This window comes from Micromonospora sp. CPCC 205558, from assembly GCF_036902955.1.
Lineage (GTDB): Bacteria > Actinomycetota > Actinomycetes > Mycobacteriales > Micromonosporaceae > Micromonospora.
The window spans coordinates 39,598-65,361 of record NZ_JBAKHR010000006.1 but is presented as its reverse complement, the minus strand read 5'-3'; the positions used below and the strand labels follow the sequence as shown (position 1 = coordinate 65,361).

26 protein-coding genes are annotated in these 25,764 nt (G+C 71.2%); 16 read left to right on the top strand and 10 right to left on the bottom strand.

Going from position 1 to position 25,764, the window contains the following annotated elements:
• The first annotated feature begins 38 nt into the window (after window positions 1-38).
• From V6U86_RS07615 to V6U86_RS07605, 3 genes are all read left to right on the top strand, one after another.
• Window positions 39-590: a Uma2 family endonuclease gene (locus V6U86_RS07615; RefSeq protein WP_334500091.1), complete on the top strand. Its 552-nt coding sequence runs from the start codon at window positions 39-41 to the stop codon at window positions 588-590.
• 429 nt (window positions 591-1,019) lie between these two features.
• On the top strand, window positions 1,020-1,541 hold the full coding sequence (locus V6U86_RS07610) for an RNA polymerase sigma factor (RefSeq protein WP_334500088.1): 522 nt from the start codon (window positions 1,020-1,022) through the stop codon (window positions 1,539-1,541).
• Window positions 1,528-2,790, top strand: a complete 1,263-nt coding sequence (locus tag V6U86_RS07605; protein ID WP_334500086.1) for a WD40/YVTN/BNR-like repeat-containing protein — start codon at window positions 1,528-1,530, stop codon at window positions 2,788-2,790. The genes V6U86_RS07610 and V6U86_RS07605 overlap by 14 nt, the downstream gene beginning before the upstream one ends.
• A gap of 70 nt (window positions 2,791-2,860) precedes the next feature.
• On the opposite strand, the gene V6U86_RS07600 is transcribed toward V6U86_RS07605, so the two are convergent.
• The 5 genes from V6U86_RS07600 to V6U86_RS07580 all read right to left on the bottom strand — a co-directional run bounded on the left by V6U86_RS07600 (window position 2,861) and on the right by V6U86_RS07580 (window position 8,334).
• Entirely contained in the window at window positions 2,861-3,523 is a 663-nt protein-coding gene (locus tag V6U86_RS07600) for a DUF5701 family protein (protein ID WP_334500084.1), read from the bottom strand.
• A 65-nt stretch (window positions 3,524-3,588) separates the two neighbouring features.
• Complete coding sequence (locus V6U86_RS07595; protein WP_124778501.1) at window positions 3,589-4,350, bottom strand: LytR/AlgR family response regulator transcription factor; 762 nt, start codon at window positions 4,348-4,350, stop codon at window positions 3,589-3,591.
• A 23-nt stretch (window positions 4,351-4,373) separates the two neighbouring features.
• A complete protein-coding gene (locus V6U86_RS07590) occupies window positions 4,374-5,600 on the bottom strand; it encodes a sensor histidine kinase (RefSeq protein ID WP_334500082.1) in 1,227 nt (408 codons plus the stop codon).
• A 39-nt stretch (window positions 5,601-5,639) separates the two neighbouring features.
• Window positions 5,640-7,211, bottom strand: a complete 1,572-nt coding sequence (locus V6U86_RS07585) for a sugar transferase (protein ID WP_334500795.1) — start codon at window positions 7,209-7,211, stop codon at window positions 5,640-5,642.
• A gap of 262 nt (window positions 7,212-7,473) precedes the next feature.
• A complete protein-coding gene (locus V6U86_RS07580) occupies window positions 7,474-8,334 on the bottom strand; it encodes an Fpg/Nei family DNA glycosylase (RefSeq protein ID WP_124778497.1) in 861 nt (286 codons plus the stop codon).
• Window positions 8,335-8,414: 80 nt separating this feature from the next.
• On the opposite strand from V6U86_RS07580, the gene V6U86_RS07575 reads away from it, so the two are divergent.
• Together V6U86_RS07575 and V6U86_RS07570 are read left to right on the top strand one after the other, a co-directional pair.
• Window positions 8,415-9,689 carry a glycosyltransferase gene (locus V6U86_RS07575; protein ID WP_334500077.1) on the top strand — a complete coding sequence of 425 codons (1,275 nt, stop codon included), beginning with the start codon at window positions 8,415-8,417 and terminating at the stop codon, window positions 9,687-9,689.
• A gap of 242 nt (window positions 9,690-9,931) precedes the next feature.
• Window positions 9,932-11,065: a tetratricopeptide repeat protein gene (locus V6U86_RS07570; protein WP_334500075.1), complete on the top strand. Its 1,134-nt coding sequence runs from the start codon at window positions 9,932-9,934 to the stop codon at window positions 11,063-11,065.
• A 226-nt stretch (window positions 11,066-11,291) separates the two neighbouring features.
• On the opposite strand, the gene V6U86_RS07565 is transcribed toward V6U86_RS07570, so the two are convergent.
• Genes V6U86_RS07565 through V6U86_RS07555 form a run of 3 tightly spaced genes read right to left on the bottom strand, consistent with a single transcriptional unit; the run spans window position 11,292 to window position 13,775 of the window.
• Window positions 11,292-12,014, bottom strand: coding sequence for a CDP-alcohol phosphatidyltransferase family protein (locus V6U86_RS07565; RefSeq protein WP_334500073.1), 723 nt, complete (start codon window positions 12,012-12,014; stop codon window positions 11,292-11,294).
• Window positions 11,989-13,056 (bottom strand): iron-containing alcohol dehydrogenase family protein, encoded by a 1,068-nt coding sequence (locus tag V6U86_RS07560; RefSeq protein ID WP_334500071.1) that lies wholly within the window; start codon window positions 13,054-13,056, stop codon window positions 11,989-11,991. Before V6U86_RS07560 ends, V6U86_RS07565 begins: the two co-directional genes overlap by 26 nt.
• On the bottom strand, window positions 13,044-13,775 hold the full coding sequence (locus V6U86_RS07555) for a phosphocholine cytidylyltransferase family protein (protein ID WP_334500069.1): 732 nt from the start codon (window positions 13,773-13,775) through the stop codon (window positions 13,044-13,046). The genes V6U86_RS07560 and V6U86_RS07555 overlap by 13 nt, the downstream gene beginning before the upstream one ends.
• 263 nt (window positions 13,776-14,038) lie before the next feature.
• On the opposite strand from V6U86_RS07555, the gene V6U86_RS07550 reads away from it, so the two are divergent.
• From V6U86_RS07550 to corA, 4 genes are all read left to right on the top strand, one after another.
• Window positions 14,039-14,431, top strand: a complete 393-nt coding sequence (locus V6U86_RS07550; RefSeq protein ID WP_334500068.1) for a CBS domain-containing protein — start codon at window positions 14,039-14,041, stop codon at window positions 14,429-14,431.
• Between the two features lie 82 nt (window positions 14,432-14,513).
• Window positions 14,514-14,972: an ester cyclase gene (locus V6U86_RS07545; RefSeq protein WP_334500066.1), complete on the top strand. Its 459-nt coding sequence runs from the start codon at window positions 14,514-14,516 to the stop codon at window positions 14,970-14,972.
• A 106-nt stretch (window positions 14,973-15,078) separates the two neighbouring features.
• Entirely contained in the window at window positions 15,079-16,173 is a 1,095-nt protein-coding gene (locus tag V6U86_RS07540) for an aminotransferase-like domain-containing protein (RefSeq protein ID WP_334500064.1), read from the top strand.
• Window positions 16,174-16,496: 323 nt separating this feature from the next.
• Window positions 16,497-17,645: a magnesium/cobalt transporter CorA gene (gene corA / locus V6U86_RS07535; protein WP_334500061.1), complete on the top strand. Its 1,149-nt coding sequence runs from the start codon at window positions 16,497-16,499 to the stop codon at window positions 17,643-17,645.
• Window positions 17,646-17,712: 67 nt separating this feature from the next.
• On the opposite strand, the gene V6U86_RS07530 is transcribed toward corA, so the two are convergent.
• Window positions 17,713-18,498 carry a hypothetical protein gene (locus V6U86_RS07530; RefSeq protein WP_334500059.1) on the bottom strand — a complete coding sequence of 262 codons (786 nt, stop codon included), beginning with the start codon at window positions 18,496-18,498 and terminating at the stop codon, window positions 17,713-17,715.
• Window positions 18,499-18,582: 84 nt separating this feature from the next.
• Here V6U86_RS07530 and V6U86_RS07525 point away from each other — a divergent pair, with 84 nt between their 5' ends.
• Both V6U86_RS07525 and V6U86_RS07520 read left to right on the top strand, forming a co-directional pair.
• On the top strand, window positions 18,583-19,113 hold the full coding sequence (locus tag V6U86_RS07525; RefSeq protein ID WP_130405633.1) for a peptidylprolyl isomerase: 531 nt from the start codon (window positions 18,583-18,585) through the stop codon (window positions 19,111-19,113).
• Between the two features lie 88 nt (window positions 19,114-19,201).
• Window positions 19,202-20,113, top strand: a complete 912-nt coding sequence (locus V6U86_RS07520; RefSeq protein WP_334500054.1) for a rhomboid family intramembrane serine protease — start codon at window positions 19,202-19,204, stop codon at window positions 20,111-20,113.
• Here V6U86_RS07520 and V6U86_RS07515 read toward each other — a convergent pair.
• On the bottom strand, window positions 20,106-20,534 hold the full coding sequence (locus V6U86_RS07515) for a PH domain-containing protein (protein ID WP_334500052.1): 429 nt from the start codon (window positions 20,532-20,534) through the stop codon (window positions 20,106-20,108). The two genes, V6U86_RS07520 and V6U86_RS07515, sit on opposite strands and share 8 nt — an antisense overlap.
• 98 nt (window positions 20,535-20,632) lie before the next feature.
• Between V6U86_RS07515 and V6U86_RS07510 the strand changes: the two genes are divergently transcribed.
• The 5 genes from V6U86_RS07510 to V6U86_RS07490 all read left to right on the top strand — a co-directional run bounded on the left by V6U86_RS07510 (window position 20,633) and on the right by V6U86_RS07490 (window position 25,764).
• Window positions 20,633-21,805 carry a thiolase family protein gene (locus V6U86_RS07510; protein WP_334500049.1) on the top strand — a complete coding sequence of 391 codons (1,173 nt, stop codon included), beginning with the start codon at window positions 20,633-20,635 and terminating at the stop codon, window positions 21,803-21,805.
• Between the two features lie 91 nt (window positions 21,806-21,896).
• Entirely contained in the window at window positions 21,897-22,910 is a 1,014-nt protein-coding gene (locus V6U86_RS07505) for an aminoglycoside phosphotransferase family protein (protein ID WP_334500047.1), read from the top strand.
• Window positions 22,911-23,021: 111 nt separating this feature from the next.
• A complete protein-coding gene (locus tag V6U86_RS07500) occupies window positions 23,022-23,528 on the top strand; it encodes a hypothetical protein (RefSeq protein WP_334500045.1) in 507 nt (168 codons plus the stop codon).
• A gap of 90 nt (window positions 23,529-23,618) precedes the next feature.
• Window positions 23,619-24,311 carry a response regulator transcription factor gene (locus tag V6U86_RS07495; RefSeq protein WP_334500043.1) on the top strand — a complete coding sequence of 231 codons (693 nt, stop codon included), beginning with the start codon at window positions 23,619-23,621 and terminating at the stop codon, window positions 24,309-24,311.
• On the top strand, window positions 24,304-25,764 hold the full coding sequence (locus V6U86_RS07490) for a sensor histidine kinase (RefSeq protein ID WP_334500040.1): 1,461 nt from the start codon (window positions 24,304-24,306) through the stop codon (window positions 25,762-25,764). Before V6U86_RS07495 ends, V6U86_RS07490 begins: the two co-directional genes overlap by 8 nt.

Here is a 25,764-nt window from a genome sequence, read left to right as displayed (position 1 = left end):
GAGCTGTCAGGGTGGTCGGGTAGAGAGGAGGTGTGACGGTGACGAACCCTGCCCGGCCCGGCTGGGGCGACGCCTGGACGGTCGACGACCTCCAGAGCCTCCCCGAGGACGACCAGGTCTACGAGATCTTCGACGGGAGCCTGCTCGTGTCCCCCCATGCGGACGTCTTCCACGGCGCGGTCGCCAACCGCCTCCGCCGGATCCTTGACCGGCAGGCCCCCGCCGGTGTGCTCGTCGGTCAGGACATCGGCGTCAGCGCGAAACGCTCGTCGTACTTCGTGCCCGATCTCTTCGTGGCCAGGGAGAGCGCACTAGAGAGCGGCGGTGCCGCACTCGACCCGGCCGACGTGCTCCTCGTCGTCGAGGTGATCTCGCCGAGCAACGCCGGCCGTGACCTCGTGCTGAAGCGTCACGAGTACGCGGCCGTCGGCATTCCGCTCTACTGGCTGGTGGAGCCCCGCAAGCAGATCCTGACCGTGCTGATGAACGGCGCGGGCGGCTACCGCGAGCAGGCCGTTCTGCCGGTCGGCGACGTCTACCGCACCGAGCAGCCGTTCCCCCTCGCCCTGCCGCTGGTCGACATCTTCTGACCCGTCACCCGAAACCTTTCCCACGGCTCACGAGCGGACAGGTTCCTCGGACACGAAGCGGGGCCGGTGGCACACCGCCACCGGCCCCGCCACGTGAGACGTCAGTTGGTCGCTACGACCAGACCGACGGATGTGCTGCCGCTGGCCGGAACGGTGAATCGTTCCAGCTTGCGGGTGCCATCAGGTTGGGTGACCAGGTAACGGCTGCATCAGTGTCCCGATGTGAGGATGGCGGGGCAGCCTGAGCAGGCTCTGCCCGCGCCGATCCGCTGCCCCGTGAGGAATCCGGCCCCAGGAGGATAGGCCACGGCGTCCTCATGCGACCTCGCTGTGAGTGGCGACACTCGATGCATTCGAGCAGCCCCTCGACCGGTCACCCGGAACCTTTCCTCTCGCCCGGGAGTGGGACAGGTGAAGAAGGGGGTGACGGTGTCTGACGGTGATGCGATCTCCGAGCTGTACGCCGGCTGTTTCCGCCGCCTGGTGGTTCAGCTCTACGCGGTGACCGGAGACCTGAACGAGGCACAGGAGGCGGTCCAGGAGGCGTTCACCCGGGCCTTGGTGGCACCCGGTCGGTTCACCGGCCTCGACAATCCGGAGGCGTGGCTGCGCCGGGTCGCGGTGAACGTCGCCCGCAGTCGCTACCGCCGACGGCGGCTGCTGGACGGGCTGCTGCGTCGGATTGGCCCGCCGCCGGCGGTCGCCGACCGTTCACCGGAGCATTTGGCGCTGCTGGCCGCCCTGCGCGGCCTTCCCGAGGGGCAGCGGCACGCGCTGGCCCTGCACTACCTGGTCGACCTGCCGATCGACGAGGTGGCGGCGACCCTCGGCGTTTCGCCGGGCACGGTGAAGTCCCGGTTGTCCCGGGGTCGGCAGGCGCTGGCTGCGCTGCTGACCGACTCGGAGATCAGCGAGAGCACGAACATCGGGAGGATCGATGTCCGAACGTGAGTTCACCGGCTTCGACGTCGACACTGTCGCCGACGCGGTCCGCCAGCCGCCCCTGGACGACGTGCGGACGGTGGCGCGGGCCCGCCGTCGGCGGCGTACCAGCGGGGTGGCGCTGGGTCTGGTTGTCGCCGTGGCCGGCGTGGCGATGCTGCCACTGTTCGGCAACACCGGCCGAAGTGGCTGGACCGGTCCGGACCAGCCGCCGGTCATGCCGGGCCGCAGCGGCGAGTTCTTCCTGACCGGGCCGGACTCCGCCGTCGTCGCAGGGGTGCGGGACGCCGACGAGGGTTGCTTCACGGTGTGGTTCCGGCACACCGACGATGGTGGGCGAAGCTGGACCGATGACGAGACGACCCGGTATCGCACCACCAACCAGTGCGGATCGGACGAGGAGGGGAATCCGCTGAGCAACCCCGAGTTCTCGGTGTTGAATCAGCGCTCCTACCTGATCCAGGATGGCGACCAGCTCCGGCTCTCCACCGACTACGGCCGCACCTGGGCCGACGCCGAGCAGGCCATGGTGACGGTGTCGTCCTTCCCGGCAAGCGCTCAGCCGGTCTTCTGCCAGTGGGGCCGGGGCTGCGGGGCGCTGCGTGAACCGTTGGCGGTCTCGTCGACGGGGACGGTGTACCGGCTCGGCGGCAAGCCGCCGTCTCCCTATCCGCCCGCGAGCATCTATCCGAGTGCGGACGGAACCATCTGGGTGAACTACTGGCCGGGTGACATCGGCGTCATGGTGGTCGCCCGGAGTGTGGACCGGGGAGCCACCTGGACCACCTGGCAGCCGGCCGCGGGGGCGAACGTGATCGCGATAGCCGGGGTCAGCGCGCAGGAGGCGTACCTGTTGATCGCGCCACCACCACCGCCCGGCGCCCAGCCGATGGAGGTCGGGGGCACGTCGCAGCTGCTGCGTACCACGGACGGCGGGCGAACCTGGGCGGACATGGGCACCGACCTGCCCAACTCGTTGGAGACCCGGTTCCTCGTCGTCGGCTCGGACGGGGACCTGCTGCTCGTCGAGGCGGGGAACATGCAGCCCTCCGGCAACAGGTCCACGGCCATGATCGGCCTGGATGCCGGGCGACGCTTCAAGAAGATGCGCGAGTACGAGCGACGCGACGGGGGCGTCGGTGCCGCGCCCGGACACGCCTGGCTCTACGGCCGGGACGACATGACGGTCAGCGGTGCGGACCACGTGCAGTTGACCGCCGACGGCACATCCTGGACGCGCTTTCCACTCCCGGACTGAGCGCCGCCGGACGTGCGGCGGGGCCGGTGAACTGCCACCGGCCCCGTCTGCATGGCACTGATCTTGGCGGTTACTCCAGGCCGGTGCGCTCCGGGCGGGCCGAGGCGGAGCCGAGCCAGGTGTGCGGGTTGCCGTACCAGCACCAGCCCAGCTTGGGTGCGCCCTGGCTGATCCAGAGCGCCGGCACGCGCTTGTCGCCGCAGCGGGAGCCGATCAGCGAGAAGCACCTGTTGCTCGCCAACGCGGCCGGGTGCAGCGTGATGAAGGCGAGCCCCTCGTCGATGGTGAGCGGCAGCCGGTCCTGTGCGGTGATCCCCTCCATGGCGATGGCCGGTGCCAGGTTGCGGAACTCCTCGCCCCGGTCGACGTCGAAGAGCAGGTACGCCGGCCCGGCCGGCACCTCCAACTCCTTGATCGGGTCGAAGCGGGGCAGGTCGTCCTCGGCGTAGTTCCGGTCGACGACGCCAGGCTTTCGCTTGCCGGCCAGGGTGGTCAGCTCCATCCGTTCCGGCACTCCGATCAGGTCCCGGGTGGTGACGAGCAGGAACGGCACCCGGGCGTCGGTGGGGGCGGGCAGCCCGGCGGTGCCCTCGACCGCGCTGGCCCGCAGTGGCGCGACCAGGTCGCGGAAGGCGTTCTCGGTCAGCCCGGCGAGGGCGGGATAGCCGAGCCGCACCAGTCGGTCGAGTTGACTGTCGAACTCGGATGCGGCGTTGAACGGGGTCTCGGTCACGCAGGCCTCCCGGAAGTCGTACGGACTATCGTACAACGTACGGTAGGGCGCTTCCCATTCCCGGCTCAACGACTCCAATCCTGCTTCGCGGCCCTGACCAGCTTGTCCTTCAGCTCCCGGGTGTGCCGCCGGCTCACCGGCAGCTCGGTCGAGTCGATCACCACCACGTAGCCGGAGTTGACCAGCCGCAACTCCGCGATCAACTTCAACTGCACCAGGTACGACCGGTGCACCCGGACGAAACCGGCATCGGCCCAGCGCTCCGCGAGCGTGGCCAGTGAGACCCGCACCAGATGCGACCCCTCCGCGGTGTGCAACCGGGCGTAGTCACCCTGCGCCTCCACCCACCGCACCGCCGAACGGGGCAGCATCCGCGTGGTGCCGGCCAACTCGATGGGGATGGTCGGGTCCTCCTCCGCGCGGGCCAACGCCGCCGGGTGCGACGGCACCACCCGCGAGCCGATCACCCGGCGCAACGACTCCGCCAACCGATCGGCGCGAACCGGTTTCCGCACGTAGTCGGTAGCGCCCAGATCGAAGGCGTCCACCGCGCCGTCGTCGTACGCGGTGACGAACACGATCGCCGGCGGGCGGGCGAAGCGGCGCAGCACCCGCGCCAACTCCATGCCGTCCAGGCCGGGCATCCGGATGTCCAGGAAGACCACATCCACGTCGGCGTCGCGCAGCAGCCGCAGCGCCTCGGTGGCGTCCCCGGCCGTGTGCAGCCGGGCCACCCGGGGGTCGGCCCGCAGGTGGTACGCCAACTCGTCGAGCGCGGGCGGCTCGTCGTCCACCGCGAGGACGCGCAGGAAACCGGACGCGTTCACCACGCCCGTCCCGGTTCGCTCGCTCACGACCCTGCCCGTACGCCGGGGTGGAACTTCGGCACCCGCATGCTCACCTTCGTGCCCGAGCCCAGCCCGGTCTCCACGACCAGGCCGAACCGGTCTCCGAAGACCGAGCGCAACCGCTCGTCGACGTTGGAGAGGCCGACGTGCTGGCCCGTGTCGTCAACCGGGTCGCCGGTGCCGCGGGCCAGCTCGGCGATGCCGGCGGTCAGCGTGGTCGGATCCATTCCCACTCCGTCGTCCTCCACCGTGATGTGACACTCGGCGCCCGCGTCCCGGGCCTCGATGCTCACCATGCCCGTGCCCGGCTTGCGGGACAACCCGTGGCGAACCGCGTTCTCCACCAACGGCTGGAGGCAGAGGAACGGCAGCGTCACCGGCAGCACCTCCGGGGCGATCTGCAACCGCACCTGCAACCGGTCGCCGAACCGGGCCCGCTCGATGGTCAGGTAACGGTCGATCGACCGCAGCTCCTCGGCCAGTGTGGTGAACTCCCCGTGCGCGCGGAACGAGTACCTGGTGAACTCCGCGAACTCCAGGATCAGCTCCCGGGCGCGCTCCGGGTCGGTGCGCACGAACGAGCCGATCGCGGTCAGCGCGTTGTAGATGAAGTGCGGGCTGATCTGCGCCCGCAACGCGCGGATCTCGGCGCGGGCCAGCCGTTCCCGCGACGAGTCCAGCTCGGCCAGGGCGAGCTGGTTGCCGGCCCAGTGCGCCGTCTCCAGGGTGGCCTGCACCAACCCCGGAGGTGGTGGGCTGTCGGCGACCGCCACCAGCGCGCCCACCACACGGCCGTCCGCCCCCAGCAACGGCGCGACCACCGCCCCCCGGATCGGGCAGTCGACCCGGTCGCAGTGCAACTCCTGCTCACCCAGCACCGTCGAGCGGCCGGTGTCCACCGTCCGCTGGGCCGCCGCGAGCAGTTGCTCACCGTGGTGCGTGCCGCGTCCGTCGAGGGCCAGCAGCCGGTCGGCGTCGGTGAGCGCCAACCCGACCGCGCCCACCAGAGCCCGCAGATGACGTACGGCCTTCGCCGCGCCAGCCTCGCTCAACCCCGCCCGCAGCGGCTCGGCGGCCAGCCCGGCGGTGTGCAGCACCTCGTAGGTGGCCCGTTGGGTCGCGGTGGCGATGCCCCGGCGGGCCCGCAGCCGCAGCACCGCCAACAGGGCTGCGGCCAGCGCGGTGACGAGTGAGACGACGCCGACCACGGCGGAGAGGTTGGCAGCCACGCAGCGATCCTCGCCCCTGCGAGCCGGCACGCCAACCCTCTAGTACGCGCCCTTACGGGCGAGCACCACCCCGACCGTGCGCCACAGGATGCTCAGGTCGTACGCGAGCGACCAGTTGTCGACGTAGTAGAGGTCCAGGCGGACCGACTCGTCCCAGGACAGGTCGGAGCGACCGGAGACCTGCCACAGCCCGGTCATGCCGGGGCGGACCAGCAGTCGGCGGCGCACGTCACCCAGGAAGTCACCATCGTCGGCCGGGAGCGGTCGGGGCCCGACCAGCGACATCTCGCCCCAGAGCACGTTGATGAGCTGCGGCAGCTCGTCCAGCGAGGTGGCCCGCAGGAAACGGCCGACCGGGAAGACCCGCGGGTCCTCCTTCATCTTGAACAGCATGCCGTCGGTGTCGTTCCGGTCGACCAGGCTGGCCAGCCGCTCCTCGGCGTTGACGTACATGGTCCGGAACTTCCACACCCGGAACGTGCGCCCCTCGTGCCCCACCCGAGGCTGGCGGAAGAAGACCGGCCCCGGGTCGGAGATCCGGATCGCCACGCCGACGGCCAGGAAGAGCGGGATCAGCAGCAGCAGACCGAGGCCGGCGGCGACCCGGTCCAGCAGGTTCTTGGCCAGCAGCGCCGGCCCGGAAAGGGTCGGCTCCTCGACGTGCAGCAGCGGCAGACCCTCGATCGGCCGGATGTGCACCCGGGGGCCGGCGATGTCGGTGAGCTGCGGGGCGACCACCAGGTCGACACCGGAACCCTCCAGCTGCCAGGCCAGCCGCCGCAGCTCGCCCGGCTCGGCGCTGGCCGACCCGCAGACGGCGATGGTGTCCCCGCCGACCTCACGGACCAGGGCCAGCACGTCTCGGCCGGAGTACACCGGCACCGGGGTCGGCATCCCCCGCGCCGCCGCGTACCCGTTGGTGAGGTGGATGGCGACGGGCATCAGCCCGGCGGACGGGCTGCGGGTGACCGCCGCGTAGACCTCCAGGCACTCCGGCAGGGTGCCGACCAGCACCATCCGGTGCGCGGCCTGGCCGGCCTGCCGGCGGATGTAGTGCAGGGCCCACCGGGCTACGAACCGACCCCAGAGGATCAGCAGCGCCGCACCGACCAGCGCGGTGCCCACGGTGAACCGGGAGAGCTGGGTCACGGTGGCGAAGGCGAGGAAGGAGACACTCGCGGCCACCGTCACCGACGCCCGGATCACCCGCTTGTACTCGTCGGGCCCGAGCCCCAGATAGCGCCGGTCGTACGCCCGGTTGCCCCAGAGGATGACGACCCAGCCGAGCGGAAGCAGGACGTAGGAGATGGTGTGGAACCAGGTCGGGTCCTGCTTGGTGCCGGAGAACCCGGAGGCGGCCTGGTCGAAGAGCTGAATCGCGATCCAGCTGGCGAACGCGGCCGCGCTGAAGTCGAGCAACAGCAGGATCGCCGTGTAGGGGCGGTGCCAGCGGGAGACGCGACGTCGCGCCCTGGCCCACGCCGACCGGGGTACACCGTTGTGCGTATTCGGCGTCGGCGGCTGGATCTCGAAGCTGTCGACGTGCCGCACGAGTTTGCTCCGGCCTTCGTTGGTTACCGGGCGCTGGAGGCTTGTCGTCACCTCACCCATGTCCTCCCGCATGACACGGGCCGCTCACTCGGCGTGAAGGCCCGGGTCGCCCACCGTCCCAGTCTCCCACGCGGGCCCGACCGGTTGCCGCCCCGAAGGAGATTGGCGACCGATGGTTGCGGCGGGAACTGGCCGGCTCCACACCAATCAGAAGCCGGGGACCGGGCCACTATACCGATGGATACCCGAAAGACGGGACCGGCAGACCGGAGCTTCGACACAGTCAGGGCGATTCCGCTCCGTAATCACCGAGTGGAATTACTCACCGTACGAGACGGGACAACCGACGGTCAGCGAGCGGCTTGCCACCGGTCTGGCAGGTCGGGCAGTACTGCAGGCTGGAATCGGCGAACGACACCTCACGGACGGTGTCCCCACACACCGGGCAGGGCAGACCGGTGCGCGCGTGCACCTTCAAACCGGAGCGCTTCTCGCCCTTGAGTTCGGCGGCCCGCTGACCGAGGGAGCGCTCGACCGCGTCGCCGAGGACCTGTCGGGTGGCGGCGTGCAGGGTGGCGATCTGGGCGTCGGTGAGCCGATCGGTGATCGCGAACGGGGACAGCTTGGCGGCGTGCAGGATCTCGTCGGAGTACGCGTTGCCCACCCCGGAGAGCACCGACTGGTCGGTCAGCACCCCCTTGACCTGCCCCCGCCGGCTCCGCAGCCGCTCGGTGAAGGTGGGCAGATCCGCGGCGAGCGCGTCCGGGCCCAGCTTGGCCACTCCGGGGACCGCCGCAAGGTCGGTGACCAGGTACGCGGCCAGCTTCTTCTGGGTGCCCGCCTCGGTGAGGTCGAAGCCGGAACCGTCATCGAGGCGTACCCGCACCGCGATCGGGCCCTTGCCCGGCCGCAACGGGGTGGTGGCGGGGAACGCCTCCCGGTAATGCAGCCAGCCCGCTCGCGCCAAATGCACCACCAGGTGCAGGCCACCCTCGAAGAGGACATCGAGGAACTTTCCGTGCCGACTGGCGTCGACCACCGCCCGGCCGGCGACCTCGGTCGGCGCCGGCTCGTACGTCTTCAGGGCGCTGATCGCGGCGATCTCCAGCCGATCGACACGCCGCCCCACCGCGCGCTGTCGCAGGTAACCCGCGAGCGCCTCAACCTCCGGTAGCTCGGGCACGACACAACGGTAGCCTTCTTTCCCGTGAGCGTGAGGAATGAGCTTGCGAGTCCCGCAATCGCGAACGAGAGGCAAGCTCCGTGAGAATCGTGGTGGCGCACAACCGGTACCGGGAAGCCCAGCCCTCCGGTGAGAACACGATCGTCGACTCGGAGATCGCTCAGCTCACCGCCGCTGGCGTCGAGGTGCTGCCCTTCATCCGCAGTTCGGACGAGATCCCGTCGATGTCGAAGGCGGCGAAGGCGCTGCTGCCGATCTCGCCGATCTGGGCTCCGCGCGCCCAGCACGACCTGAGCCGGCTGCTCACCGAGCACCGGCCGGACGTTCTGCACCTGCACAACCCGTACCCCCTGCTCTCGCCATGGGTGGTGCGGACCGCGCACCGGCACGGCGTGCCGGTGGTGCAGACGGTGCACAACTACCGGCAGGTCTGCTCGTCGGGGATCTACTTCCGCGACGGCGTGATCTGTCAGGACTGCAAGGGCCGGGCGTTGGGTGTGCCGGCGATCAAGCACCGCTGCTACCGCGACTCGGCGGCGCAGAGCGCGCTGATGGCGACCACCCTGGCCGTGCACCGGGGCACCTGGCGCTCGGTGGATCGGTACATCGCGCTCACCTCGGCGATCGCCGACCACCTCCGCGACTACGGCATTCCGGACGACCGCATCGTGGTGAAGCCGAACTCCGTACCCGACCCGGGTCGGCCGGCGCCACTCGGTGACGGGTTCCTCTACATGGCCCGGCTCTCCCCGGAGAAGGGCGTCGACCTGCTGCTGGACGCCTGGCGCCGGCACCCGGTGGGTGCGCTGGGCACGCTGCGGGTGGCCGGCGACGGTGAGCAGCGCCACCTCGTGGAGGCAGCTGCCGCCGAGCGGCCCGACGTGGTCTACCTCGGTCAGCTCGACCGGGCCGGCGTGCGGGCCGCAGTCGAGGCGAGCGCTGTGGTGATCGTCGCCGCGATGTGGCACGACGTGCTGCCCACCGTGATCATCGAGGCTTTGTCGAGCGGCCGTCCGGTGCTCGGGACGGCGCTGGGCGGCATTCCGTACCTGGTCGGGGCCGACGCCCCGCACGAGCCCACCGGCACCGGGCCTGCCGCCGTCGCCTCGGCCGTCGCCGGCCATTCCCCGCCGCCGGCCGGTCCGCCCGCGATGCCGGCCGGCCTGGTCACCGGTGCCGCCGGGTGGGTGGTCCCGCCGGACCCGGCCGCGTTGGCCGCCGCGCTCCCGGTCGCGCGGGCCGGTGCCGCCGCGCTCTCCGCACCGGCCCGGCTGCGGTACGAGCAGACTTTCCACCCCGACGTCGTCATCAAGCGGCACCTGGACATCTACGCCGGCCTGGCCCGCCCTCGCTGACCTCGGATCCGGCCCTCCCGGCGCGCGGCCTGCGCCCCGGACACCTCCACTGTGGCGTTTCCCATCGCCCGCACCCTTCCCTGATGCGTATGGTCACGCCGGCCCCAGGACTGCCGATCTCTCGCCAGGCCAGGTGATCAACGGGTGGACCTTGGCGGTTAATGTACGTTTCATTCGCGTTCCGGGACCTGCCACGCCGAGTCGGCAACCGGAAGCCGCAGAAAGAGCGAGGTGGATCGGGCATGGAGGATCGAGAACCGCCGCCGTTGTCCCCCGATACTCACGCTGCGGCGACCGCCGTCGCCCGAGATGTGGAGGTGCATCGGCTTGCTGTCGCCGATCAGCAGCCGCTGATCGCCCGGGAGGTCGGTGCCCGGGTGGGGCAGGTGTGGCTGCGTACCTCACGGTTCGCGGCGGTCGAGGCCATGGCCACCGCGACCCTGACCCTGGGCCCGGATGCCAACGCCCTCTACCAACGTGGCTCGGCGCGGTCGTCGACCGGTCGGCCCTGGCTGGCGCTGGACGACTATCAGCAGGCCCTGACCATGTACCAACATGCCGGCGACCGGGGCAACGAAGCCGCCACCCTCGCCAGCATCGGCCACGTGTACGACGGGTTGGGGGATCGGCAGCAGGCTTTGGACCACTACCACCAGGCCCTGCCCATCCATCGGGAGGTCGGTGACCGGGTCAACGAAGCCACCACCCTCAACAGCATCGGCAGCGTGTACGACGGGTTGGGGGATCGGCAGCGGGCTTTGGAGTACTTCCAGCAGGCCCTGCCCATCCGACGGGAGTTCGGTGACCGGGTCGGCGAAGCCGCGAACCTCAACAGCATCGGCCTCGCGTACCACGGGTCGGGGGATCGGCAGCGGGCTTTGGACCACTACCAGCAGGCCCTGCCCATCCGGCGGGAGGTCGGTGACCGGGCCGGCGAAGCCACCACGCTCAACAACATCGGCGGCGTGTACAGCGGGTTGGGGGAGCGGCGGCGGGCTTTGGAGTACTTCCAGCAGGCCCTGCCCATCCGGCGGGAGGTCGGTGACCGGGCCGGCGAAGGCGTCACCCTCACCAACATCGGCCACCTGTACCAGGGGTTGGGGCATCGGCAGCAGGCTTTGGACCACTACCACCAGGCCCTGACCATCCAGCGAGAGGTCGGCGACCGGGCCAGCGAAGCCACCACCCGCTACAACATCGCGATGATCCACCAGGCGGCCGGTGAATTGGACCCGGCGATCCGGGAACTCGAACACGTCGTCGACCTCGACCGGCAGGTCGACGACCCCCGCCTCAAAGCCGACACCTTCCTCCTCGAAGAACTCCGCCGACATCGCGTGCGAGCCGGCGGGACCGAACTGCCTTCGGGACCGTGACGGCAGCGCTGCCGACGACGAAAGTCCTGACGCCAACGGGTGGCGTTCCGTCGACGCGCCCTGCCCTGACCGGCATGATCGCGCTCGATCCTGGTTGTAGTGGCCTCGAAGCAGCCGGATAGCCCTACTTCCTGGATCGAGCGCGATCTTGGGGTGGCGCGGCGTGCCGACGGCGCGATCCTGGAGGGTGGGTGGCGCGTCGTGGCGGCGCGGCGCGTGGGCGGGGTCAGCGTAGGGAGGCGCGGGCGGAGAAGGCGACGCTGGCGAGCAGGAAACCGCCGTTGACGATGGTGAAGGCGATCATCACCCAGAGGACCAGCGCAGGGGCCACCGCGAGCACCAGGGCGGCCACGAAGATCACCGCGCCGTAGTCGCGGACCAGCTTCACCAGGCGCACCGGCAGCGAGGTCGAGGTGACCATGCTGGCCGCGTTCGGGCCGGCCTGCATCACCGAGGTCACCAGGTTGACCATCCAGGTGCCTGCGAAGGTCGCCACGAGCCAGGTCGGCGTGGATGGCTCCTGCGCCACGGCGGTGGCGGCGAGGGCTGCCACCAGGGCGATCTGCGCGGCCACGTCGCAGAGCACGTCGACCCGGGCGCCGGCCGCGCTGCCCTGGCCGGTCACCCGGGCCAGTTGCCCGTCCGCGCAGTCCAGGGAGTACGCCACCTGCCAGCCGATCAGGGCGAGCACGCCGACCACCCAGGCCGGTACGTCCCCGGCGGCGACCGGGCCGGCGAGCGCCACCACGGTGACCGAGGTGGCCAGCCCGAGCACCAGGTTGGTGATGGTCAACGCGGTCGGTCGCAGCCCGAGCCGCTGGGCGACGAGCGCGAAGACGGCCCCCAGCCACTGGCTGATCGACTCGCTGAACAGGCCGCCGCCCCGGTTCACCCGGTGGAAGTCGGCGACGGTGGGACGGGGGTCAGCCAAGTTGGTCGCGGATTGCACCGGCGTAGTCTGCCAGCCGCTCCCGCGTCTCGGTAGGCGACAGTGCCAGGTGTTCGAGGATGGTGTACCGGTCCGGCCGGGTACGTGGCGCGAACTGCACCGCCTCGATGAACTGGTCGTCGGTGAGCGCCACCTCGGCGGGGAGCCGGGGCAGACCGTGCCGGGCGAGGCAGGCGGACATCTCCCCGAAGCGGCGGAGATCTCCGCGTAGCCAGGTGCAGAACAGCGCGCCCAGCCCGGCCAGCTCGCCGTGCGAGGCGGTCCCCGGGAAGAGCGCGTCGACCGCGTGCATGATCTCGTGACAGCCGCCGCTGCACGGACGGCTGGTGCCGTCGACCGCCATCGCCAGGCCGCTGGAGATCAACGCCTCGGCGAGGACGATCACGAAGGCGTCGTCGCTCATGTCGCCCGGGTGGTTGAGCACCGCTTCGGCGCCCGCTCGCGAGAGCGAGGCGGCCAGCCCGTCGACCGGCTCACCGCGTACCTGCCGGGACAGCTCCCAGTCGGCCAGCGCGCTGATGTTGCTGATCACGTCGCCGATGCCGGCCCGGTTGTGCCGGTCCGGGCCGCTCTCCACGAAGTCCAGGTCGACGATCACCCCGATGGGGATGTGTACGCCGTAGGAGCCCTTGATCCCGTCGGTGATCAGGCTGGCCACCGGGGAGGCGATCCCGTCGTTGGCGAGGCTGGTCGCCACCGACACCATCGGCAGCCCTCGACGGGTGGCCGCGTACTTGGCCACGTCGATGGTCTTGCCGCCGCCGATGCCGACGACCGCGTCGTACGACCGGGCGCGGAGTTTGCCGCCCAGGTCGTCGGCGGCGTCCAACGTCCCGCCGGAGACGGTGAAGACGTCCGCCGAGCGCAGCGACGGTCGGATCAGCTCCGCGATCTGGGCACCCTGACCCGGGCCGACCACCACCGCGACGTCACCGCCGGAGGAGATTCGCCCGTCGGCCAGGATCGCGCCAAGGTCGGCGACCGCCCCGCGTCGTACGTCGATGTGCAGCGGGGTGAGGACGCTGCGAGCTAGTAGTGGCACGCGATCTCCCGCGCGCGGGCCAGGTCGGCGTGGTTGTCGACCTCGACCCACGGGACGTCACCGATCGGCGCCGCCCGCACCTCCCCGCCCCGGTCGGAGAACTCCTGGTAACCGTCCTCGTAGTAGAGGTTCGGGTCCCGTCGCCAGGTCGCCTCCAGCGCGTCGGCGAGGGCGTCGGCGACCTGCGGCTCGATCAGCGTGGCGCCGATGTACTCCCCGTACGCCTCGCCCGGGTCCATGATCTTGGTGATCCGGGTGAGTTGGCCGGCGGCGTCGAAGGTGGTCTTCATCTCCTCCTCGGCCAGCGGCTTGAGGGTGTCCACGGCGAGCAGGATGCCCGGGCCGCGCTCGGCGAGCAGGGTCTTCTCCACGCTCACCGGGTGCACGGTGTCCCCGTTGACCAGCAGCACCCCGCGGGCGAAGTGCTCCCGGGCGAGCCAGAGCGAGTAGGCGTTGTTCCACTCCTCGGCCTTGTCGTTGTGCACCAGGGTGAGCGTGACCCCGTACCGCTTCTCCAGGTCGGCCTGCCGCTCGCGGACCGCGTCCGCCGCGTAGCCGACGACGATCACGATGTCGGTGAGCCCGACCTCGGCGAGGTTGCCCAGCGCGATGTCCAGGATCGTCGTCTCGCCGTCCACCGGCACCAACGCCTTGGGCAGGGTGTCGGTGTACGGGCGCAGCCGTCGCCCCGCTCCGGCCGCGAGCACCATTCCGATCATCGCGACATCCTCCCTCGTCCTGCTCCGGTCACCGCTGGAGAATAGCCCCGGCTGGCTGTGCCGCTCCGGCCAACCGGGTCAGCCGGGCAACGCCGCCAGGTCGGCGAGCATGGTCAGGCGCTCCGGCGCGGCGCAGTGGCTCGGTGGACACCATCCGACATTTGCCAGCGTGCGCAGCATGTGCGATGCCGCTCTTGTCCCGGAAACATCCACCGACCACCATGTCTGTACCGAATGCCACCGTCCCAAAGGGGTGATGCGTGATGCAGGTACGGGATGCAATGTCCAGCCAGGTCCTCGTCGTCGGTCCGGAGCACACGCTTCGTCAGGCGGCCCGGATGATGTCGGCCCGGGGTGTCGGGTCGGCGGTCGTGATCGACCCGGATTCCGAGGGCGTGGGGATCATGACCGAACGCGACGTGTTGAAGGCCATCGGCGCGGGCCTGGACTGCGACGTGGAACGCACCGGGGCCCACCTGACCTGGGACGTGGTCTACGCGGGGCCGGAGTGGACCCTGGCCGAGGCCGCCGCCGCGATGGCCCGGGGCGGGTTCCGGCACCTGGTGGTGCTCGACGGCCGGGAGGTGGCCGGCGTGATCTCCGTCCGGGACATCATGCGGGTCTGGTCGGAGAGTCAGGCGGTCGCCACGCCCTGACCGGGGTGGTGTGCCGGGCCGGATCGATGGGTAGACATCCCCTGCGGGCGCGGAGACGCCGTGGCCCGTGGGGGAGGTCCCGATGCGCGACGCGGAGCGGCTGGTCGAACAGCAGTACGCCATGGTCCTGCGTCGGGACGTGGCCCGGCTGCCGGAGTTCTACGCCCCGGAGGCGTTCTACGCCATGCCGGGAGTGACGGTCCGCCCGATCGAACTGCCCGCGCTGCTGCGCACCTGGACCGGTGCCTTTCCAGACCTGCGAGTCGACCCGATGGGTGCGGTCCGCACAGCCGGTGGGGCGGCGGTCGAGCTGCGTCTGACCGGCACCCACACCGGCACCCTGCATTCGCCGTACGGCACCGTCGCGCCCACCGGCCGCCTGGTGAGCTGGGAGGTGGCCGACGTGGTCCGGGCCCGCAAGGGTCGGATCACCGCCTGGCGTTCCTACTTCGACTGGAGTCAACTCCTCGACGCCCTCGGCGTGCAGCTGGAGGGACTTTCCCGGGCCGCGCAGCACGACGCGCTCGCCCTTCCGGTCTGATCTTCCGCCGACCGGTCCGGTGGGGTCACCCGACCCGGTGGCTCAAGATGCGGACATCGCCGTGCCGACCGCGCGTTCCCCGCAGCCGCCCGTACGCTCAACATTCATGACCGCCGAGCAGCTGATCTCCTTTGCCCGTGGGGCTCCCTCGCTGGACATCGTCGATGTCGAGGGGCTCAAGGCCGCCGCCGTCCGCGCCTTCGACGCCGACCCCGCGGGGGTGACGGCGTACGGCACCTCCGTCGGTTACCTTCCGCTGCGAAAGTGGATCGCCGAGAAGCACGGGGTCGAGGCCGACCAGGTGCTGGTCACCAACGGGTCGCTCCAGGCCGACGCGTTCCTCTTCGACCACCTGGTCCGCCCCGGCGACGCGGTGGTTGTGGAACGCCCGACGTACGACCGGACGCTGCTCAACCTCCAGCGGATGGGCAGCGAGCTGCACGGCATCTCGGTCCAGCCGGATGGTCTGGACACTGCCGAGTTGCGCAAGCTGCTGGAGTCCGGGGTCCGACCCCGGCTCGCGCACGTCATTCCGAACTACCAGAACCCAGCCGGCATGACGCTGTCGCTGGAGAAGCGCCGGGAGTTGCTCGACCTCGCCGCCGAGTACGAGTTCACGATCTTCGAGGACGACCCGTACGCGGACATCCGCTTCCGTGGTGAGGCGCTGCCGTCGATGCTCTCGCTGGACACCCGCAACGTGGTGGTGCACGCGTCGAGCTTCACCAAGACGGTCTGCCCGGGTGTGCGGGTCGGTTACCTGGTCGGCCCGGCCGACCTGATCGCCGCCATCGCGAAGAACGCGACAAGCCTCTACATCTCCCCCGGCATGGTGTCCCAGGCGATCGTGCACCAGTTCTGCGTCTCCGGTGACATCGACCGCTCGATCGAGACGGTCCGGGCGGCGCTGGGCGAACGGGCCGAGGTGCTCGCCGAGTCGTTGCGCCGGCACCTGCCGCAGGCGCGGTTCGTGGAGCCCGACGGTGGCTACTTCCTCTGGGTGGAGTTCCCGGAGGACGTGCTTGTCGACCGGCTCGCCCCGGCGGCTGCCGAGCGCGGGGTCGCCGTGGTCAAGGGCAGTGACTTCGTGCTGGACGGCGGGCGGCACGCCCTCCGGCTGGCCTTCTCGGCGGTGACCGCCGACCGGATCGACGAGGGCGTCCAGCGGCTCGCGGCGGCCGTCGAAGCCGTCCGAGGCTGAATTCATCTGTCGGGTTCCCGACAGAACGACGATGCCGGCCGTCCGAGGGCTCCCCTTCGGGCGGCCGGCTGGCCCACAATGCTGCGAGCGTCACCCCGTCAGCTGCGGAGCTCACCGCCCGGCCTCCGGCCGGCCCTGCCCGGGTGGACGCGGCAGCACAACCTCCCGCCCCCACAGGTGCCGGGTGGGCCGTGTCGTCCCCCGCACACCCCCCGATGCGGCCCGGCCCGCCCGGCGCCGCTCCCGGGCGACCGCCGTCACACCGGTCCTCGACCCCGGTCGGCGTAGCCTGCAAGCCGCAGCTGAGCGCGGGAGGTGACGCGATGACGGATCGGACAGAGCGGGACCGGACGGCACCGTCGACCACCGGGCGGGTCCTGCGACCTCGGGCGTGGCCCTCCCCGGTACGGGCGATGACGCGCATCCTCAACGTCGACGGCTCGCAGCCCGCGCCGGCCCCGACCGGCACTGGCCGCAGCGCGGTGGTCGACTGCGCGCTCTACGTGGACGGCAAGCGGCAGCCCGGCGACTGGACGTACGCGGAGGCGCTGGCTGCGGCCCGCCGCGAGGAGCACGGCTTCGTCTGGATCGGTCTGCACGAGCCGGAGTTGGCCGAGATGACAGCCATCGCGGAGACCTACGGCCTGCACGAGCTTGCGGTCGAGGACGCGGTGAAGGCCGAGCAGCGCCCCAAGCTGGAGCGGTTCGGCGACGTCGTCTTCCTGGTGCTGCGTACCGCCCGTTACTGCGAGCACACCGAGCTGACCGAGAACTCCGAGGTGGTGGAGACCGGGCAGGTGATGCTCTTCATCGGCCCGAACTTCGTGATCAGCGTCCGGCACGGGGACGCCTGCCGGCTCGCCCCGATCCGCGCCGACCTGGAGACCAAGCAGGAGTTGCTGCTGCACGGCCCGTGGGCGGTGGCGTACGGAGTGACCGACCGGGTGGTCGACCTCTATCTGGAGGTGGCCGAGCAGATCGAGGACGACCTGGACGTGTTGGAGGCGGAGGTCTTCGACCGGCACGGCCACGGGCGGATCCAGCGGATCTATCAGATGAAGCGGGAGCTGGTGGAGTTCAAGCGGGCGGTGGTGCCGCTGCAACGGCCGCTGATGACGCTGACCTCCCAGGTCAACCGGGACGTGCCCAAGGAGATCCGCAAGTACTTCCGGGACGTGCAGGACCACCTGAGCCGCACCGTGGAACAGGTGAACTCCTACGACGACCTGCTCAACTCGATCCTCCAGGCGCGGCTGGCCCAGGTCACCGTCGACCAGAACAACGACATGCGCAAGATCGCCGCGTGGGCGGCCATCGCCGCGGTCTGGACCTCGATCGCCGGCGTCGAGGGCATGAACTTCGACAACATGCCCGAGCTGAAGATGACGTACGGCTATCCGGTGGCCCTGGCCCTCATGCTCGGTGTCTCGCTGGCCCTCTACCGCTGGTTCCGCCGCAACGGCTGGCTGTGACCGCGACGCGGAAGCGCCGACGAGTGGGTGAGCACACTCATCGGCGCTTCATGCGCTGCCACTGACCTCAGCGGCGGCCGTTGGTACGGGCCGTGTCCTTGTCCTTGCCCAGCGCCTTGGTGAGGTCGTCGGTCGGCCGACCGGAGACCTCCGTGGCGCCCTCGGCGACCGACGGGACCTTGTCGGTCGGGCGGACACCGGTCTGCTTGGCCGGGGCGGTGGTGCTGGCGCTGGCACCGCCGGCCACCGCCGAGCTGCCCGCACCGGTCATCCCCGCCGCGCCGGACATGGCGGAACCGTCGGACCCCCTGGCGGCGGACGGGGTACGCACCTCGATCGAGTCGACCTCGTCGCGCATCGGCTCCAGGGTGCTGCGGGTCGGGTCGTACTCGGCCCACTCCTGCTGCTCCCGCCGGCGACGCAACGCCACCGCGCCGGCCAGGCCGGCGATGGCGCCCGCCGCCAACAGGCCGGTCATCATCGAGCCGCGCCGGCGCGGCTGCTTCTTCTTACCGGTGATCCGCATGGTCTTCGACTTGGCCTTCCTGGTCAGCGGCCCTGCCTGCGCGGCGCCGTCACGGGCTGCCGCCGCCAGCGGTGCCAGCGTGGTGAGAGTCGTTCCCCAGCCGGTCGACGCGCGGTCGCGTACCTTCGCCGCGGTCGGCCCGACGTAGCCCCGGGCCACCTGGACCCGCGGGCCGACGGTCGCGCCGGCGCCCTTCGCGGCGTGGTTGGCTGCCAGCATCAGGTGGCTGATGCCTTGGTTCAGCTCGGCCAAGGCCTGCTGCCCCTGGGACTGCCGCCGCCCGAATCCAAACACGGTCCTACCTCCTGGGAGTTGTTCCTTCGTCATCCTCCACCTTCGGATGCCTCCGCGATGCCAGATCGGGCACATGGGAGGATCCGCATGGAACTGACCAACGAGTGAGGAGTACCCGTGGCCGAGGCTGTCTACGCCACCCTGCACACCAACGCTGGCCCGATCCGGCTGGAGCTCTTCCCCAACCACGCGCCGAAGACCGTCCGCAACTTCGTCGACCTGGCCGAGGGCAACCGTGAGTACACCGACCCGCGCACCGGTCAGCCGGGCAGTGGTCCGTACTACGACGGCACCATCTCGCACCGGGTGATCAGCGGTTTCATGGTCCAGATGGGCGACCCGACCGGCACCGGTCGGGGCGGACCGGGCTACAAGTTCGCCGACGAGTTCCACCCGGAGCTGCGGTTCGACCGTCCGTACCTGCTGGCGATGGCGAACGCCGGACCGGGCACCAACGGTTCGCAGTTCTTCATCACCGTGTCCCCTACGCCGCACCTCAACAACCGGCACACCATCTTCGGCCAGGTCGCCGACGAGCAGTCGGTGAAGGTCGTGGATTCGATCGCGAACACCCCGACCGGTCCGAGCGACCGTCCGCTCCAGGACGTCGTCATCGAGCGGGTCGAGATCGAGCGGTCCGCTTCCTGAGCGACCGGCGAGGTACCTTTGCTCGCATGATTGAGCGCTCCGGAGCACGGCCGGTGGACCGTGCGGTGGCGGACGGAGGGTCGGCCCGGTGAGCGAGTCACCGCCGACCACCCCGGTCTGCTACCGGCACCCCGGTCGGGAGACCTACGTCCGTTGTACCCGCTGCGACCGGCCGATCTGCCCGGACTGCATGCGGGAGGCCTCGGTCGGGCACCAGTGCCCGGAGTGCGTCAACGAGGGGCGTCGCAGTGTCCGGCCGGCGCGTACCGCCTTCGGCGGCGGTACGGCCGGCCGGCACGGCTATGTCACCAAGGCGCTGATCGCGCTGAACGTGCTGGTCATGCTGATCTCCATCGCCTCCGACCGGGGCGGGGACGCGGCGGTGGGCGGTTCCGGCTTCGGCGGGCTGATGGGTGGCAGCACCCCGTTGACCAACTGGGGTTCGGTGCTCGGGCTGGCGTTCTTCCCGGACGGCACGCTCGGTGGCATCGCCGACGGCGAGTGGTACCGGCTGGTCACCGCGATGTTCCTGCACTACGGCGTGATCCACCTGCTGCTGAACATGTGGGCGCTGTGGGTGCTCGGCCGGTCGTTGGAGGCCAACCTCGGGCCACTGCGCTTCGCAGCGTTGTACCTGATCGCTGGGTTGGGCGGTAACGTCGCCGCCTACCTGTTCAGCGCGCAGAACTCGGCCACGGCCGGCGCGTCGACGGCGGTCTTCGGCCTCTTCGCCGCGCTGATCATCATCGAACGCAAGCTGGGTCGGGACATCTCCCAGGTGATCCCGATCCTGGTGATCAACCTGGTGTTCACGCTGACCGTGCCGGGCATCTCGATCCCCGGGCACCTGGGCGGGCTGGCGGTCGGCGCGTTGATGGCGTTGGTGCTCGCGTACGCGCCGCGTGGTCGGCGGACGCTGGTGCAGGTCGCCGGCGGGGCGATCATCCTGGCGGTGCTGCTCGCGCTGGTGCTCTTCCGCACCGCCCAGCTGCTCAGCTGACCGGGCGGGCGGCCCGCAGCACGGCGGCCACCTCTTCCGGGGTGGCCCCCAGGTCGTACCGGCCGAACAGGTGCAGCGAGTTGCCCGCGTCGATCTCCAGGGTCTCGCTGGTCAACCCCAGTCGGGGCCGTCGGTCGACGGCGATGGCCTCGACCGCCGACCAGGGCAGCAGCCGCCGGCCAGCGAAGCCGTGGATGACGGTGAGCCCGGTCGGGTCCACCGCCAAACGGACCGGCGCGACCAGGTCACGTACCGCCCAGCCGGCCAGCGCGGCGGCTGCCAGGACGGCCAACGCCAGCCGGACCGCGTCTCCGTCGGCGAAGAGCAGCCCGAGCGCGATCAGCAGAACGGCACCGGCCAGTTTCGCCGCCGGCAGGCTCGACGGCACCCGCCACTGTCGTACCGGGGAGGTCTCATCCACCCGCCCAGCATGCCAGCGGTGGTTGGGTAGCGCCTGGGCGGACGACCGGTCGATTGACGACGTAGGATCGGGGCAGCTCAAGTTACCGGGGAGTAAAGATGAGTGACGCGGTCATCGTCGGCGCGGTGCGGACCCCGGTCGGGCGACGCAAGGGCAGCCTCGCAGGCGTCCACCCGGTCGACCTCTCGGCGCACGTGCTGCGCGCCCTCGCCGAGCGCACCGGGCTCGACCCGGCCCAGGTCGACGACGTCTTCTGGGGCTGCGTGTCCCAGGTCGGCGAGCAGTCCTGGAACATCGCCCGCAACGGCGTGCTCGCCGCCGGCTGGCCCGAGTCGGTCCCCGGCACCACAGTCGACCGGCAGTGCGGCTCCAGTCAGCAGGCCCTGCACTTCGCCGCCGCGACAGTCCTCTCCGGCCAGGCCGACCTGGTGGTCGCCGGTGGCGTCGAGTCGATGACCCGGGTGCCGATGGGCTCCAGTGTGGCCGGCGGGATGCCGTTCAGTGACCAGTTGCGGGCCCGCTACCGGGGCGTCGAGGGCTTCGCCGACGACGCGCCGCTGCCGTTCAACCAGGGGGTCGGTGCCGAGCTCATCGCCCAGCGGTGGCGCCTGTCGCGTACTCAGCTCGACGAGTTCGCGCTGGCCAGCCACGAGAAGGCAGCCGCCGCGCAGGACGCCGGCGCGTTCGACCCCGAGCTGACCCCGGTGCCGCTCGCCGATGGTGGCAAGTTCGCCGCCGACGAGGGCATCCGCCGGGAGACCTCCCTGGAGAAGCTGGGCGAGCTGGTCACCCCGTTCCGCGCCGACGGCGTGGTGACCGCCGGGTCCGCGTCCCAGATCTCCGACGGCGCCGCGGCGCTCGCGGTGACCACCTCCGACTGGGCCAGCCGGCACGGCCTGCGTCCGCTGGCCCGGATCCACACCGCGGTGGTCGCCGCCGACGACCCGGTCACCATGCTCACCGCGCCCATCCCGGCCACCGCGAAAGCGCTGCGCCGCGCGGGGCTGGGCATCGAGGAGATCGGGGTGTACGAGGTGAACGAGGCGTTCGCCCCGGTGCCGCTGGCCTGGCTGGCGGAGACCGAGGCCGATCCGGAGCGACTCAACCCGCGCGGCGGGGCGATCGCCCTCGGTCACCCGCTCGGCGGCTCCGGTGCCCGGATCATGACCACCATGCTCCAGCACATGCGCGACAACGGGATCCGCTACGGCCTGCAGACCATGTGCGAGGGCGGCGGCATGGCCAACGCCACCATCGTCGAGTTGGTCTGACGCGCGATCGGGACAGACGCACGGTCGGCAACGACGCGCGATCGGGAAAAGGCGTGGCCTCGACCCGGGCGGGCCGCCTAGGGTGCCCAGCGTGACGACGATCGCCGACGAGCAGGCCCCCGACTGGTCCAGCGAGCAGTGGCAGGTGCGGGCCCGGTCGTGGGTCGACGCACAACTGAGCCGGGCCGGCCGCCGGGTGACCGGGTTGGTGGAGCCTCGGCTGCGTCCCTGGTCGCTGGTCTGGCGGGTGCCCACCGACGACGGGCCGGTCTGGTTCAAGGCCAACAACCCGGGCACGGTGCACGAGGCGGTGCTGATCGCGGCGCTCGCCGAGGTGACGCCCGGCCGGGTGCTGACGCCGATCGCGGTGGACCCGGAGCAGGGCTGGTCGCTGCTGCCCGACGGTGGCGAGTCGTTGCGCGACGTGCTGGGGCGTGACCCCGACCTGGGGCACTGGGAGCGGGCGCTGCCCGGGTACGCGGCGCTGCAACTGGCGAGCGCGCCGCGCGCCGCCGAGTTGGTCGCCCTGGGCGTGCCGGATCATCGTCCGGAGGTGCTGGCCGGCCTCTTCGCCGAGTTGCTCGACGATCGTGAGGCACTGCTGATCGGTGCCGAGGGCGGGCTCAGTCCGGAGATGTACGAGCGGCTGCGGGCCGAGGTGCCGGCGTACGCACAGCGGTGCCAGCGGCTCGCCGACATCGGCATCCCGGCCACTGTGCAACACGACGACCTGCACGACGGCAACGTCTTCGCCGGTGCGACGGGGTACCGCTACTTCGACTGGGGTGATGCCTCGGTGGCGCACCCGTTTGGCACGTTGCTGGTGACCCTGCGTTCCATCCGGTACGCCAGGAAGGGCGCCGCCGACGACGCTCAGTTGGCCCGGCTGCGCGACGCTTACCTGGAGGCGTGGACCGACCGGTACGACCGCCGGACCCTCGTGGAGGCCGCCGACCTCGCGATCGGCCTGGGCCCGGTGAGCCGGTCGCTCTCCTGGCGTCGCGCACTGGACACCACCGAGAAGTCCCGCGCGGAGTACGCCGACGCGGTCCCCGGCTGGCTGGAGGAGCTGTTCGCCGCCAGTCCACTTCAGCCCGACGCCTGACCATCATCCGTCCGAGTCGAAAATCGGACAGGCAGTGCGACATGCGGCGTGGAACTTCCAAAAAACGTCCGTGACCCACGTCACCCCGCTGGGGACGTCGTTGGGCAGGTCATGGACGTCTTCTCCCGAACGTTCCTCCCGGCCGCCGCTGAGGCTGGCCTGGCCGTGCAGACGGTGAGCCGGCACATGCCGGTCTTCCGGCGCTGCGTCGGCTCCGGTGACGCCACCATCCTGGTCACCCGTTGCAGCCGCCCCGACCGCCCGGTCACCGGCGACTACCTGTTACTGCTCACGCACCGTCGACTGGTGGTGACCCAGCAGACCCGCCTTCTGCACCGACTGCGCCTGCACCTCAACACCGAGCTCCGCGAGCTGAGCAACGTCACCTGGAGCCCGGACCCGAGGCTGCAGTCGGTCGAGATGGCGGCCACCGCGATCGACGGGATCCGGGAGCGGTTCCTGATCCGGACCACTCACCCGAAGCAGGTCTGGCAGCTCGACGCGTTGCTCGACCAGGCGTTCCGGACCCGTCTGCGGCCGACCGGCGCGCGGGTCGTCGCCAGCATCGGTGACGCACCGGCCGTCGCGCGGCAGGGGATGTTCGCTCCGTCCTGGTGAGCTGACCCCTCATCGGGCGTCGCACCGCCTTTACCGAACTCGAACACGCACCGATCGCGCCGAGCCCGCCGGGTCGGCAATCATGGGCCGGTGACCGTCGAACCGCCGCATCGCGGGCTCGTCCTCGTCGTGGAAGACGAGCCGGCCATCGCCGACCTGGTCCGGCTCTACCTCACCCGGGACGGGTTCGGCGTCCACCTGGAACGTGACGGCGAGGGCGGTCTGAGCGCGGCCCGCCGGTTGCGGCCGGTGGCCTGCGTGCTGGACATCGCGCTGCCGGGCCTGCCCGGCACCGAGATCTGCCGACGGCTGCGCGAGGCCGGCGACTGGACCCCGGTCATCTTCCTCACCGCCCGGGACGACGAGGTGGATCGGATCGTCGGCCTGGAGTTGGGCGCCGACGACTACGTCACCAAGCCGTTCAGCCCACGGGAGTTGGTCGCCCGGGTGCGCGCGGTGCTGCGCCGATCCGCCGGCGGGCCGGAGGGCGCGGACCGGCCACGTGTCGTCGGTCCGGTGACGCTGGACCCGGCCCGCCGTACGGTCACCGCCGCGGGCGCCCCGGTGCAGCTAACCTCCACCGAGTTCGACCTGCTGGCCCACCTGATGGCCCGGCCCGGCCGGGTCTTCACCCGGGAGGAGCTGCTGGCCGGGGTCTGGGGTTACGCGGCGCACGCCGGCACCCGGACGGTGGACGTGCACGTCGCACAGGTGCGCGCGAAACTCGGCCCGGCGAGCGTGATCCGGACCCATCGCGGGGTGGGGTACGCGGTCGATGCGTGATCACCACGGGCACGTCGAGTCGCCGACCATGGCAATGCCGGTGGTCACCCCACCCGCCGCACCGCGACGACGCCGATTCGGCCGTACGCTGACCGCCCGCGCGGTGCTCGTCACCTGCGCGGTGGCGCTGGTGTCGGTGCTGGTCACCGCCATCGTCGCGGTGCCGTTGGCGATCCGTGGCGCGCAACGGGGCGAGCAGGAGGCGCTCGCCGCCCAGGCCCGGCTCGCCGCCGAGGTGCTGCGGACCCGCCTCGACCGGGGTCGCAGCGCCGATGAGGAGCGGCTCATCCAGCAACTGCGCGATCAGGGCATCGACGCGTACCTGATCCGCCGCGGGGCCGTCGACCGGTCAGGTCTGCCGCCCCGGGTGGTGCAGCGGATCGGGCAGGGCCGCAACGTGTCGGCTCGCCGCTCGGTCAACGGTGAGCGGGCCCTGGTCGAGGGTCGGGCGCTGGCCGGCGGCAACGGGGTGGTGCTCTCCCGCCCCCTGGCCACCGGGCTGTGGGCCCGGGTGCTGCTCAGCCTCTGGTTGCCGCTGCTGGCCGGGTTGACCGCCGGTGTGGTGGCCGGGCTGCTGCTGGCCCGCCGGTTGGCCCGGCCGATCCGCGTCGCGGCCACCGCCGCCGCCCGGCTGCGCGCGGGTGACCGGGCCGTGCGGGTGCCGGTCGAGCCGCCGGACGAGGTCGCCGACCTGGCCGAGGCGTTGAACGGGTTGGCCGCCGCACTGGCCACGAGCGAGGGCCGGCAGCGGGAGTTCCTGCTCTCCGTCTCGCACGAGCTGCGCACCCCGTTGACCGCGATCCGGGGGTACGCGGAGGCGCTCGCCGACGGGGTGCTCGGTGCCGACGACACGGTGGACACGGGTCGGACGGTGCTGGCCGAGGCCCAACACCTGGATCGGCTGATCGGTGATCTGCTGGCACTGGCCCGGCTGGAGGCCGCCGACTTCCCCCTTGAACCGGTGCCGGTGGACCTGACCCGACTGGCCCTGGACGCGGAGCCGACCTGGTCCGGCCGGTGCGCGGCGGTGGGTGTGCCGTTCCGGGTGGAGACGCCCGGTCAGCCGGTGCCCGCGTACACCGATCCGGGAAGGATCCGGCAGGTGCTGGACGGGCTGCTGGAGAACGCGCTGCGGGTCGTACCCCCGGGGTCGCCGGTGGTGCTCGCGGTCCGGGCGGCTGGTGCGGACCCGACGCACGGCGGCGTGTTGGAGGTCCGCGACGGTGGGCCCGGCTTCACCGACGACGACCTGGCGGTGGCGTTCGAACGCGGTGCGCTGCACGAGCGGTACCGGGGGGTGCGCAAGGTGGGCAGCGGGTTGGGGTTGGCGCTGGCCGCCGGGCTGGTCCGCCGGTTGGGCGGGGAGATCGTCGCGGGGCACGCGCCGGAGGGTGGCGCCGCCTTCATGGTCCGGCTGCCCGGTGATCCTTACCTGACCCGAACGTCGGCCTGA

Excerpts from the sequence above, each read along its gene's own strand:
- V6U86_RS07490 (WP_334500040.1), top strand. The coding sequence starts at position 24,304 with ATGCGTGATCACCACGGGCACGTCGAGTCGCCGACCATGGCAATGCCG.
- V6U86_RS07545 (WP_334500066.1), top strand. The coding sequence starts at position 14,514 with ATGCGCGACGCGGAGCGGCTGGTCGAACAGCAGTACGCCATGGTCCTG.
- corA (WP_334500061.1), top strand. The coding sequence starts at position 16,497 with ATGACGGATCGGACAGAGCGGGACCGGACGGCACCGTCGACCACCGGG.
- V6U86_RS07510 (WP_334500049.1), top strand. The coding sequence starts at position 20,633 with ATGAGTGACGCGGTCATCGTCGGCGCGGTGCGGACCCCGGTCGGGCGA.
- V6U86_RS07530 (WP_334500059.1), bottom strand. The coding sequence starts at position 18,498 with ATGACGAAGGAACAACTCCCAGGAGGTAGGACCGTGTTTGGATTCGGG.
- V6U86_RS07500 (WP_334500045.1), top strand. The coding sequence starts at position 23,022 with ATGGACGTCTTCTCCCGAACGTTCCTCCCGGCCGCCGCTGAGGCTGGC.
- V6U86_RS07585 (WP_334500795.1), bottom strand. The coding sequence starts at position 7,211 with ATGGGTGAGGTGACGACAAGCCTCCAGCGCCCGGTAACCAACGAAGGC.
- V6U86_RS07605 (WP_334500086.1), top strand. The coding sequence starts at position 1,528 with ATGTCCGAACGTGAGTTCACCGGCTTCGACGTCGACACTGTCGCCGAC.
- V6U86_RS07540 (WP_334500064.1), top strand. The coding sequence starts at position 15,079 with ATGACCGCCGAGCAGCTGATCTCCTTTGCCCGTGGGGCTCCCTCGCTG.
- V6U86_RS07570 (WP_334500075.1), top strand. The coding sequence starts at position 9,932 with ATGGAGGATCGAGAACCGCCGCCGTTGTCCCCCGATACTCACGCTGCG.
- V6U86_RS07555 (WP_334500069.1), bottom strand. The coding sequence starts at position 13,775 with ATGATCGGAATGGTGCTCGCGGCCGGAGCGGGGCGACGGCTGCGCCCG.
- V6U86_RS07550 (WP_334500068.1), top strand. The coding sequence starts at position 14,039 with ATGCAGGTACGGGATGCAATGTCCAGCCAGGTCCTCGTCGTCGGTCCG.